9 protein-coding genes are annotated in these 11,207 nt (G+C 61.4%); 7 read left to right on the plus strand and 2 right to left on the minus strand.

The features are described from left to right. Positions 1 to 60: 60 nt before the first annotated feature. From BMY54_RS00775 to BMY54_RS00800, 6 genes are all read left to right on the plus strand, one after another. The gene (locus tag BMY54_RS00775) at positions 61 to 1,638 is read left to right on the plus strand and encodes a glycosyltransferase (RefSeq protein ID WP_093429568.1); all 1,578 of its coding nucleotides are present in this window, start codon (positions 61 to 63) and stop codon (positions 1,636 to 1,638) included. After that, positions 1,632 to 2,933, plus strand: a complete 1,302-nt coding sequence (locus tag BMY54_RS00780) for a glycosyltransferase (RefSeq protein ID WP_093429569.1) — start codon at positions 1,632 to 1,634, stop codon at positions 2,931 to 2,933. Before BMY54_RS00775 ends, BMY54_RS00780 begins: the two co-directional genes overlap by 7 nt. Then, positions 2,930 to 4,084: an acyltransferase family protein gene (locus BMY54_RS00785; protein ID WP_093429570.1), complete on the plus strand. Its 1,155-nt coding sequence runs from the start codon at positions 2,930 to 2,932 to the stop codon at positions 4,082 to 4,084. Before BMY54_RS00780 ends, BMY54_RS00785 begins: the two co-directional genes overlap by 4 nt. Beyond that, positions 4,078 to 4,917: a class I SAM-dependent methyltransferase gene (locus tag BMY54_RS00790; protein WP_093429571.1), complete on the plus strand. Its 840-nt coding sequence runs from the start codon at positions 4,078 to 4,080 to the stop codon at positions 4,915 to 4,917. The genes BMY54_RS00785 and BMY54_RS00790 overlap by 7 nt, the downstream gene beginning before the upstream one ends. 135 nt (positions 4,918 to 5,052) lie before the next feature. Continuing rightward, positions 5,053 to 6,237: a DUF3142 domain-containing protein gene (locus BMY54_RS00795; protein WP_093429572.1), complete on the plus strand. Its 1,185-nt coding sequence runs from the start codon at positions 5,053 to 5,055 to the stop codon at positions 6,235 to 6,237. Beyond that, positions 6,224 to 8,362, plus strand: coding sequence for a hypothetical protein (locus tag BMY54_RS00800; RefSeq protein ID WP_093429573.1), 2,139 nt, complete (start codon positions 6,224 to 6,226; stop codon positions 8,360 to 8,362). The genes BMY54_RS00795 and BMY54_RS00800 overlap by 14 nt, the downstream gene beginning before the upstream one ends. On the opposite strand, the gene BMY54_RS00805 is transcribed toward BMY54_RS00800, so the two are convergent. Further along, positions 8,359 to 8,988 (minus strand): LysE family translocator, encoded by a 630-nt coding sequence (locus BMY54_RS00805; RefSeq protein ID WP_093429574.1) that lies wholly within the window; start codon positions 8,986 to 8,988, stop codon positions 8,359 to 8,361. The genes BMY54_RS00800 and BMY54_RS00805 overlap by 4 nt on opposite strands. 144 nt (positions 8,989 to 9,132) lie before the next feature. On the opposite strand from BMY54_RS00805, the gene BMY54_RS00810 reads away from it, so the two are divergent. Then, entirely contained in the window at positions 9,133 to 9,606 is a 474-nt protein-coding gene (locus BMY54_RS00810) for an Lrp/AsnC family transcriptional regulator (RefSeq protein ID WP_093429575.1), read from the plus strand. Between the two features lie 130 nt (positions 9,607 to 9,736). On the opposite strand, the gene lpdA is transcribed toward BMY54_RS00810, so the two are convergent. Then, complete coding sequence (gene lpdA / locus BMY54_RS00815) at positions 9,737 to 11,137, minus strand: dihydrolipoyl dehydrogenase (protein WP_093429576.1); 1,401 nt, start codon at positions 11,135 to 11,137, stop codon at positions 9,737 to 9,739. Between the last annotated feature and the right edge of the window lie 70 nt (positions 11,138 to 11,207).

Here is an 11,207-nt window from a genome sequence, read left to right on the forward strand (position 1 = left end):
ACCAGCGCCCGGTCGTCATAGCATGAGGTTGCCAGGACGGCAGCTTCATCGTGGGATGCCATGAATTTCATTCTTTACTCGGACGTCAACGACCGCTCCATCAGCCAGAGTCTCGGGCGTCCCGAATACAGTTATTACTTCGTGCTCAAGGCCTATCGCCCGGTGCTGGAAAGCCTTGGGCATGTGCACGTGGTGTCGTCCACCGCCGATGTCGATCCGCTGTATCGACAACTGCTTGCCGCCGGCGAAGACAGCCTGTTCCTGTCGTTCACTCCACCGCAGAAAACCCCGGTCGACCTCGAATGCCCGACGGTGTGTGTGGTGGCCTGGGAGTTCGACTCGATTCCTGACGAGCAATGGGACAACGACCCGCGTCAGGACTGGACGCAGATGCTCGCTCGCCATGGGCGGGTTATCACCCTGTCGAGCCACACCGCCCGGGCCATTCGTCGCGCCATGGGCGAAAACTTCCCGGTGTTGGTATTGCCCACGCCGCTATGGGAAAACTTCGCGGCGATTCGTCAGCAGACGCTCAGTCTGCCGGTCAAACCAGGCACGTCGCTGGCGATAAAAGGCTGCATTTTCGATACCCGTACCCTTGGCCTCTGCGCCGATGCGCTGATCCCGACGCCGATCACGCCTGAAGAGGAAGCCGCGCTGGCGGCCGAAATCGAAGCCGCGCGGCCGCCACCGCTGACCCTCAAACGCCGCTTCGTCATTGCCCGGCATTACCTGCGTCTATGGGCGCTGAATCTGGGACACGCGCAGGCAGAGCCGGTGCCACGGGTGAAGTTTCTCTATCACTGGTATTGGGAAGGTATTCGCGATCTGGTGCCTGACATGCTGCACGGCTGGCTCGAACAGCGCCTGCCGGCTGTGTGCGGGCCGCTGCCAGTGCCCGTAGTCGAACCAGTGACGCTGGACTTGCCGGACACCACATCGGTGGTCGAAACCACAGTCGACGGTGTGGTGTATGTCACCGTGTTCAACCCCAAGGACGGGCGCAAGAACTGGCATCAACTGATTACCGCATTTTGTTGGGCGTTTCGCGAAACGTCCGACGCGACGCTTGTGTTGAAGATTACCCAGAACGATCTGGCGTCCTACTACAGCGAGTTGATGACATTGCTTGCGCAACTCACGCCGTTCGCCTGCCGGGTGGTGGTGATGCACGGTTACCTCGACGACGCGCAGTACGCCAGGCTGTATCAGGCCGCGAGTTTCTACGTGAACGCCTCGCGCTGTGAAGGCCTGTGCCTGCCGCTCATGGAGTTCATGTCCAGCGGCACACCGGTGATCGCCCCCGATCACACGGCGATGGAAGACTACATCGATGACGCGGTGGCATTCGTGGTCAAGTCCAGCGAAGAGCTGACGATCTGGCCGCAGGACACCCGCATCATCTACCGCACATTGCGTTATCGCCCGGACTGGGGCTCGCTGAAAAACGCCTACGAACACAGCTATCGGATGGCCAGGACCCAGCCTCAGGACTATCAGCGGATGTCCATGGCCGCCATCGAACGCATGCACGATTACTGCGCGTTCGCCCCGGTGCAAAAACGCATGGCGGACTTTTTCGCGCTGGCACCCAGGACTGCCGATGCCGCGCCCGTGACGGATAACGCCTCATGCTGATCATCATTCACTCGGAAACCAACCAGCACACCATCGCGCAGAACCTCGGACGTTCGGAGTACAGCTATTACTTTGTGCTCAAGGAATACCGTCCGGTACTCGAACGACTCGGGCGGGTGGTGGAAGTGCTCGATCCGAAGGTTGAGGTCGATGCGCTGTACCTGGAGTGCCTGAGCCGGGGCGAGCCGTGTGTGTTTCTGTCGTTCTCGCCGCCACATCGCACCCCGGTACACCTGGCGTGTCCGACATTGCCGGTGTTTGCGTGGGAATTCAGCACCATCCCCAACGAGCCGTTTGCCGCTGAGTCGCGCAACGATTGGCGCACGGTGTTGGCTGCCTGTGGCGCGGCGATCACTCATTCGAGTTACACGGTGAACGCCGTGCGCGAAGCGATGACGGATGACTACCCGATCGTTGCGGTGCCGGCGCCGGTGTGGGATCGCTTTGCAGCGCGTGGCGCGCAGTTGCATGGGGCACCGCGGGAAGAGCCGTTGCGCCTGACAATCAAAGGCCTGGTAGCAGACAGTCGCACGCTCGATCTGAATGCGTTCGGCCCGGCCCATTTGCGCAGTGGCCCCGGCATCGATTTCACCGCGCCGGTCGCCGAGCAGGAGCTATTGCTCGATGGCGTTGTGTACACGTCGGTGTTCAACCCCGGCGACGGGCGCAAGAACTGGGAAGACATGCTCAGCGCTTTCTGTGTGAGTTTTCGCGACGTCGAAGATGCCACGCTGGTGCTGAAACTGACCCACCACGATGCCGAAGAAGCCCTCAGCGACATCCTCCATCACCTGTACAAAAACCAGTCCTACCGCTGCCGCATCGTGTTGATCTATGGCTACCTTGCCGATCCGGATTATGAGCGGTTGGTGCAGGCCACCCGTTACGTGGTTAACACTTCGTATGGCGAAGGTCAGTGCTTGCCGCTGATGGAGTTCATGTCCTGCGGCAAACCGGCGGTGGCGCCGCGCACCACGGCCATGATCGATTACCTGAGCGCCGACAATGCCTTTCTGATCGAGTCCACCGACGAACTGACCGCCTGGCCGCACGACCCGCGTCGGGCCTTTCGCACCTTGCGTTATGTGACCAACTGGGCGTCGTTGTGTGCAGCCTACAAAGCCAGTTACGACGTGGCGAAAAACCATCCGGCGCGTTACGCACAGATGTCGGCACACGCCGTCAGCAGCCTGCAAGGTTTCTGCAGTCAGGCCGTGGCTGAACAGCGTCTGCAGGTATTCCTCGCACAGTTGTTCGAACAGCGCTGCATGGCCATGGAAACTCCCCAAGCATGAGCAGCAAACGGATCATGGACATTGAAGTCCTGCGCGCCATTGCCGTGCTGGGCGTGCTGTTCCACCACCTGCAGGGCAGCCTGTTCACCGACCCGGTGCCGTTGCTGGAGAAGATTCATGGCTGGGCGCAGCCATGGTGGGGCGTCGATCTGTTCTTCGCGATTTCCGGTTTTGTCATCGCCCGTAGCCTGATTCCGACGCTGCAAGGCTGTACGACTCGCCGGGAATATTGGCAGCAAACGCGCAATTTCTGGTTGCGCCGGGCGTTTCGCCTGTTGCCGTCGGCCTGGTTGTGGCTGGCGCTGATGCTGCTGGCCTGCGTGTTTCTCAATTGCTCCGGGGCGTTTGGCACGTTGAGCGCCAACCTGCAAGCGACGCTGGCCGGGGTGCTGCAGTACGCGAACTTCCGTTTTGCCGACAGCTTCTTTCATTACGAGTACGGCAGCAGTTTCGTTTACTGGAGCCTGGCGCTGGAGGAGCAATTTTATCTGCTGTTTCCGCTGTTGATTCTGCTGTTTCGCCGGCGTCTGGTCTGGGCATTGCTGGCGCTGGTGGCGGTGCAGATTCTGACCGTGCGCACGCCGTTGCTGATGGTCGTGCGTACCGACGCGCTGGCCCTCGGCGTGCTGTTGGCGATGTGGAGCGCGCAGCCGGGTTATCAACGCTGGGAGCCGACCTTCCTGCGTCGACCGTGGGCCGGCATTTCGGCGCTGATCGCCATCGGATCACTGTTGAGCTTCATGGCCACCGACCGTTTCACCTTTGCCCCTTACCGCATCGGATCGATTGCCGTACTCGGCGCCTTGCTGGTGTGGATCGCTTCGTACAACCGCGACTACCTGATGCCTGCCGGTGCTGTGCAGCGTGTGCTGGCGTGGGTCGGCAGTCGCTCCTACGGTATGTACCTGATCCACATTCCGGCCTATCAACTGGTGCGTGAACTGATCTTCCGTTTGCAGAACGCGGGTTTGCCCAGCCCTGCCGGGCATCCGATCGTCACCCTGTTGCTAGCGTTCGGCCTGATCGTGCTGCTCAGTGAACTGAATTATCGCCTTGTCGAAATGCCGATGCGCAACCGTGGCGCTGCGCTGGTCAAACGCCTCGGCACGTCCCGAACCGCCATCCCATCCTCTGGAGCCACCTCATGCTGAGCCTTTTGAAGAAACTCACGGCGGGCACGCCTGCTCCGGCCGCCGCGCAGCCCGTCGCGGCGGTCGCCGAGAAGACCGATCCGTACATGCTCGGCCTGCACGATGCGATGCTCAGTGGCTGGTTCAACCAGGAAACCGGCGAGCTGTTCAAAGACTTTCCGGTGACCGCCGATGACACCCTGCTCGACGTCGGCTGCGGTGATGGCGGCAACGTGCATTTCTGCGGCATGCGTGGGGCGAAGATCATCATTGCCGACATTGACGGAGCGAAGGTCGAAGCGACCCGTCAGCGTCTCAGCGATACCCCGGCGCGGGGCATCGAATGCCACGTCACCGACTGCAATCCGCTGCCGATTGCCGACGGCACGGCCACGCGTGTGGTCTCCACGGAAGTCATCGAGCACGTCGACGACCCGGCGCAGTTCCTTGCCGAACTGGTACGCGTCGGCAAGCCAGGCGCCCTGTACTTGCTGAGCGTGCCGCACCCTAGCTCCGAAGATTTGCAAAAAGATATCGCCGCGGCCGAGTATTTCCAGAAGCCCAACCACATTCGCATCATCAGCGAAGACCAGTTCAAGGCGATGGTCAGTGAAGCGGGGCTGGAGATCATCAGCCACAGCCAATACGGTTTTTACTGGTCGATGTGGATGTTGCTGTTCTGGGAAGCCAAGGTCGATTTCAGTAATCCGGATCATCCGCTGCTCAATCACTGGGCCGACACCTGGCAAGCGGTGCTGGACTCGCCGCGTGGCGCGCAGATCAAACAGGCGCTGGATGCGGTGGTTGCGAAAAGCCAGGTGATCATTGCCCGTAAACCCGCCGCACCCCTGTAGCTGCGGCACGCGGCGATCTTTTGATCTTGATCCTGAAAAAAGAAGATCAAAAGATCGCAGCCTCGTTTCACTCGACAGCTCCGACAGGGTTTTTGTGTAACCTTGCAGCCTTGTGTTGTCAGGGGGCTGGAAGGTATGCGGTTTATTGTGGGTCTGTTTTTGGGCATCGTTATCGCGGGTTGCGAGCAACACGACGCGCCCCCTCTCGACCAACAACTCTACATCTGGCAACGCCAATGGACGCCGGCCCACGAGGCGGCGCTGCGTGACAGTCGCCAGGATTTCTCGACGTTACGCGTCCTTGCACTGCAAGCCTTTCCCAATGCCGGATGGAGCCGCGCGCGGATCGATGCGCACTTACTGAAAGCCGATGGCCGTCCATTGATAGCCGTGATTCGTCTCGACGGCCAACTCAAGTCGCTGGATCAGGATCAGGTCACCGCGCAGATTCTGCAGGTGCTTGCCGATTGGCAGGCGCAAGGCCTGACGCTGAGCGGTGTCGAAATCGACCACGACGCGGGCAATGCGCGGTTGCCGGCGTTTGCTGAATTTCTCAGACATCTGCGCTCGGCCTTACCGACGAATCTGCCCTTGAGCATCACGGCACTACCGGCCTGGCTCGGCAGTGTGCAATTGCCCGAACTTCTGCAAACCGTCGACAGCAGCGTGCTGCAAGTCCACGCCGTCAGCGATCCGCGTCGGGGTTTGTTCGATCCTGATCAGGCGTTGAAGTGGGCCAAGGCCTGGGCACGGATTACCGACAAACCTTTTTATCTCGCGCTGCCGGCTTACGGTGTCGCGCTGTTGCCGGATGACGGCGGGGCGCCGGTGGTGGAAAGCGAGGTGCAACTTGAGCGCGGCGGTGAGCGTCAGGAGTTGCTCGCCGATCCGCTGCAGTTGAGCCAACTCGGCAAGACCCTGCGCGAAGACCCGCCGGCGCATCTGGCCGGGCTGATCTGGTTTCGCTTGCCGCTGGCCAATGATCGCCGCGCCTGGAGCCTGACCACCCTGCGCGCGGTGGCCCGGGGTGATCAACTCGTCAGCCAGCTCGGCGTGACGTTCAGCGAACACGACGGTCTCTACGACATCAAACTCGAAAACCCCGGTAACCTCGACAGTGCCTGGCCTGCGCAAATCACCTTGAAGGCGCAAAGCTGTGAAGGCGCCGATGCGCTCGCCGGTTACTCGTTGCAACTAGCCCCGGATCTGCTTACCTTCACCCGCCTGCGCGACGGCCGTTTGCCGGCGGGCGGGCAGCGCGCCATCGGTTGGGCGCGCTGCGCCAATATTGATCAAGGAGGTTCGCATGTTGACCCGTAACTGGCCCCGCCATCTGCTCTGCCTGAGCCTCTGCCTGCCGCTGGGTTCGGCGCTGGCCTGCGGACCGGATTTCCCCATGCGCCTGCTCGACAATCGCGGGCAAACCCTCGCGGATCTGCCTGAGGGCAACTTCAACTTCGAACTCAGTCGCCTCGGCAAAGCCATCGCCGGGCTGAAGAATGTCACCGCGGCAACGCACAATCCGAACGATATGTACGGCGAGGAAAACGCGGCCGCCGAGGCACGGGAGAAGGCCGAGCAGGCCGGACTGAGCGCCGAGCAGCAAGCGTTGGTCAAACAACTGCGTGGCCTGACCGATGCGCGTCAGGTCGAGGTGCAGGGCGCCAGTCTGCCGACGGAAATCCGTTTGTACGTGGCCGGTGCGGTGGCGTTTGCCACGGGCGATCATCAACTCGCCGTCGCGTATTTCAACAAGCTGCTGGCGCTGCCGGCAGATCAGCGTCCGTTGCGCAGCACGTGGGCGGCGTATTCGATGGGCCGTACCTGGTTTGCGATGAGCAGCGAAGGAGGGGATGGGGTCGAGGCGCTGGAACAATCGCGTGATGCGTTCCGCCAGGCCCGGCAACTGAGCATCGACGGTTTCAGCGATCCGCTGGAGTTGGGTGTTGCCAGCCTCGGTGAAGAGGCGCGGGTGTTGCGCTCGGCGGGCGACTGGAGCGGCGCCATCGAATTGTATGAAGCACAGAATCTGCACGGTTCGGCCGTGGGTTACACCTCGCTCAAGCAATTGATGAATGAACTGGCGGAGTTGCCCGAGGCCGAACTGGCCGAGCTGCTGCAACACAAAGCCGTGCAGCAAATGGTCACGGCATCGCTGGTCAGCCGCCAAGGCTGGTCGTTTGGCGATGAGCCGCCGAACGAGAAGAAACTGGTCAAGCTGCTGCAAAACAGCACCCGTGGCAGCCTCGACAACGCTGATCGTCTGGCGGCAATGAGTTATCAACAGGGTGATTACGCTGGGGCCAAGGCTTTTCTCGAGAACGCCGGCGACGGCGGATTGGCGTGGTGGCTACGGGCGAAACTGGCGGTGCGTGACGGCGATAAAAATGCCGCGGCCGCCGCCTATTCGAAAGCCGCGCAGGCCTTCCCGCAGAGCGAAGACTGGGGTTACCGGCGCACCCCGGACTGGGCGTATGAAGCCGTTCAGCCGAAGTGCCGGGTCGAGGGCGAAAGCGCGATTCTCGCCTTGCAGCGCGGCGAATACCTGCAAGCCTTCGTGCAGTTGTATCGCAGCAACAGCACCTATTGGTTCGACGCTGCGACCGTGGCCGAACGCGTGCTGACGGTCGAGGAATTGAAAAAATACGTCGACGACAACGTCCCGGCGCCGCCGGCGTTGACCCAGCAGGAGCGTGACAACTACGTGCCGCTGCCGGTCGCCGCCAGCCTGCGCAATCTGCTCGGTCGACGCTTGCTGCGTGAAGGGCATTACGCCGACGCGGTGGGTTATTTCGACAATTCCGACCTGCAAAACAAGGCCCGACTCTACGGCGAACAACGGCTGAAGGCTGATGCCGCGTGGTGGCCGACCAAGCGCGCCAGTGCCTTGTACAACGCGGCGTGGACAGCCCGCGAGTGGGGCATGGATATTCTCGGTTACGAGATGGCGCCGGACTACGCCACGTTCGGCGGCAACTACAGCCTGGAAAGTACCGAGCTGAAAGTCGGTCCGCTGGTGAGCGAAGCCGAAGTGCAACGTCAGGTCGCCAGCGAAGCGAAACCGGATCAGCGCTATCACTACCGTTTCGTCGCCACCGCGCTGGCCGGGCGCGCCGCTGACAACCTGCCGCACACCAGTCAGGCGTTTGCCGCAGTGCTGTGCAACGCCGCTGGCTGGAACAGCAGCCTGGAAGATCAGAGCGCGCTGTATCAGCGTTACATCAAGGAAGGTCCGTTTGTCCCGTGGGCGGTGGATTTCGGCAATCAGTGCCCGTACCCGGATTTCGAAAACGCCGACAAGCGTTACGTCACCCAGGTCACGGATGCCGTGCGTTCATCGCTGCGGCCGTACAAGTGGCCGGTGCAGATCGGCGCGGTTGTGCTGGTCGCCGGTGCTGCGTTGCTGTTGATCAGCCGTCGCCAGCGCAAGGTCCGTAAAGGCTAAGCTTGCTGGACGAAGGTCAGGCGCACGGCGAAACCGATCAGCAAGCTGCCGAACAACCATTGTTGTACGCGTTGGGCCGTTGGACTGTGTTGCAGCCAACGACCCAGCGCGGCGCCGGTGAGGGCGTAGGCACTGTCGAACAGCAGGCCGATACCGACAAGCAGCATGCCCAGCACGGCGAACTGGCTTAGCACCGCCACGCCGTCATTGACGATGAACTGCGGCAGCAACACCGAGCAGAACAGCAGCGCTTTGGGGTTGAGCAGGTTGGTCAGCAAACCGCGTCGGACGGCTTCGCGCCATTGCCCGTGCGCGTCGACAGCTTCACCGGTATTCAGGTTCGGCAGCAGGGTGCTGCGCAGGCATTGAATGCCGATCCACAGCAGATATGCTGCCCCCGCCAATCGCACCACCTCGAATGTCCACGGCGCCGCTTTGAACAGCGCCGCCAGCCCCAACGCCGCAAGGGCCACGTGACAACCACGGGCGATGCCCAGACCGACAGCGGTGGCCAGCGCCGCGCCGCGTCCCTGCCGAGCGCCGGTTTGCAGCAGCAGGATCATGTCCGGGCCGGGCAACAGATAGACCACCGCCAATGCCAGGAAGAACAGCCAGAGACTCGCCATGTTGCAGCCCTTTCGTTGTCGATTCGGTGCGCCAAGTCTAGGCCCGAAAGGTGAGGCAGGTGCTTGCGTAGTCCGCTTCAAAAGCCTGCTGCTTTGGCATAATCTGCTGGTTTTCAACGCCCCGACTATCAGGATCTGCCAACCATGAAACTCGACGCCTTCGACCGCAAGATTCTCGCGGCGCTGCAACGCAACGGACGCCTGAGCAATGTCGAGCTGGCGGACGAAATCGGCTTGTCGGCCTCACCGTGTCTGCGCCGGGTGCGGATGCTCGAGGAGGCCGGGGTGATTCGCGGTTATCAGGCCAATCTCGATCGCGATGAAGTCGGGCTGGGACTGACGGTGTTTGTCGGGGTCAAGGTCGAGCGCCACAACGATGCACAGGCCGAGGTGTTTTACACCGCAGTGACGGCATTACCGGAAGTGATTTCAGCATTTCTGGTGTCGGGGGAGTCGGACTTTTTGCTGCAAGTGGTGGTGCCGGATTTGCGCGCATATGACCGTTTTCTCAGCGGCTGCCTGTTGAAGCTGCCGGGGGTGAGTGACATCCGCAGCAACTTTGCGATTCACACGGTGAAGACGCCGGGGGCGTTGCCGCTGGGGCATCTTCCTGCCTGAGACCGAGTTGTCCCCAATCGCGAGCAGGCTCGCTCCCACATTGATCGCGGTGCTTCTGAACAAACGCGATCAACTGTAGGAGTGAGCCTGCTCGCGATAGCAGACGCCCAGTCACCACATACTTTTTTGCTTACATCTGCGTCGCCATCCCCTCGACATTCATCGCCGCCTGGCGCAACGCCTCTGACCGCGTTGGATGCGGATGGCACGTCAACGCAATGTCCTCCGCCGAAGCACTGAACTCCATCGCCACGCAAAACTCGCCAATCATTTCACTCACGCTCGGACCGACCAGGTGTACGCCGAGGACTTCATCAGTGCGCTCGTCGGCGATGACTTTGGCAAACCCCTCGGTTTCGTGGTTGATCTTCGCCCGGCTGTTGGCGGTGAACGGGAATTTGCCGACCTTGTAGGCGCGTCCTTCAGCCTTGAGCTGTTCTTCGGTCTTGCCGACGCTGGCCAGTTCCGGTTTGGTGTAGATCACGTTGGGGATCAGGTCGTAATTGACCTCGCCGGCCTTGCCATGGATCTGCTCGACGCAGGCCATCGCTTCGTCTTCAGCCTTGTGCGCGAGCATTGGCCCGGAGGTCACATCGCCGATCACCCAGACCCCGGCGGCTTCGGTGCGGTGCTGTTTGTTGGCGAGCATGCCGCGCTTGTCGGTGCTCAGGCCGACGTTTTCCAGACCTAGGCCCTGGGTATAAGGGCGGCGACCGATAGCGACCAGCACGTAATCGGCTTCCAGCAACTCGGCAGTGCCGCCAGCGGCCGGCTCGACGCTGAGTTGCACACCGTTGGCGGAAGCGGTGGCGCTGGTGACTTTCGAACTCAACTTGAATGCGATGCCCTGTTTGCTCAGCGAGCGTTGCAGGGTTTTGCCGGCCTCGCCATCGACGCCCGGGCAGATGCGGTCGAGGTATTCGACCACGGTGACCTGCGCGCCGAGCCGCCGCCACACCGAGCCCAACTCCAGACCGATCACACCGGCACCGATCACCACCAGGTGTTTGGGCACTTCACTCAGGGAAAGCGCACCGGTCGAATCAAGGATACGTTTGTTGTCGATCTCGACACCGGGCAGGGGAGTGGGCTCGGAACCGGTGGCGATGATGATGTCCTTGGCGGTCAGTTCGACTTTGCCGCCCTGATCGTCGGTCACCGTAACCTTGCCGGGGCCGTCGATATGGCCCCAGCCCTTGATCCAGTCGACCTTGTTCTTGCGAAACAGAAATTCGATGCCTTTGGTCAGGCCTGCCACGCTTTCGTCTTTCTGTTTCATCATTTGCGCGAGGTTTAGCGTCGGTTTGACCTCGATGCCGAGGTTGGCGAATTCCGCACCCATCGCCGCATCGTAAAGCTCTGATGCATGCAGCAAGGCTTTGGACGGCATGCAACCAACGTTCAGGCAGGTGCCGCCGAGGGTTGCCCGGCCTTCGACGCAAGCGGCCTTGAGGCCCAACTGGCCGGCGCGGATCGCCGCGTTATAACCACCGGGGCCGCCGCCCAGAATCACCACGTCATAGTTGCTCATGTGCTTGCTCCTGATGGATGGATGCAGATCGCTAACGGTAGTTCGGATAAAAATTACGAGCGTAATATGT

It is taken from the genome of Pseudomonas sp. ok266, from assembly GCF_900110195.1.
Lineage (GTDB): Bacteria > Pseudomonadota > Gammaproteobacteria > Pseudomonadales > Pseudomonadaceae > Aquipseudomonas > Aquipseudomonas neuropathica.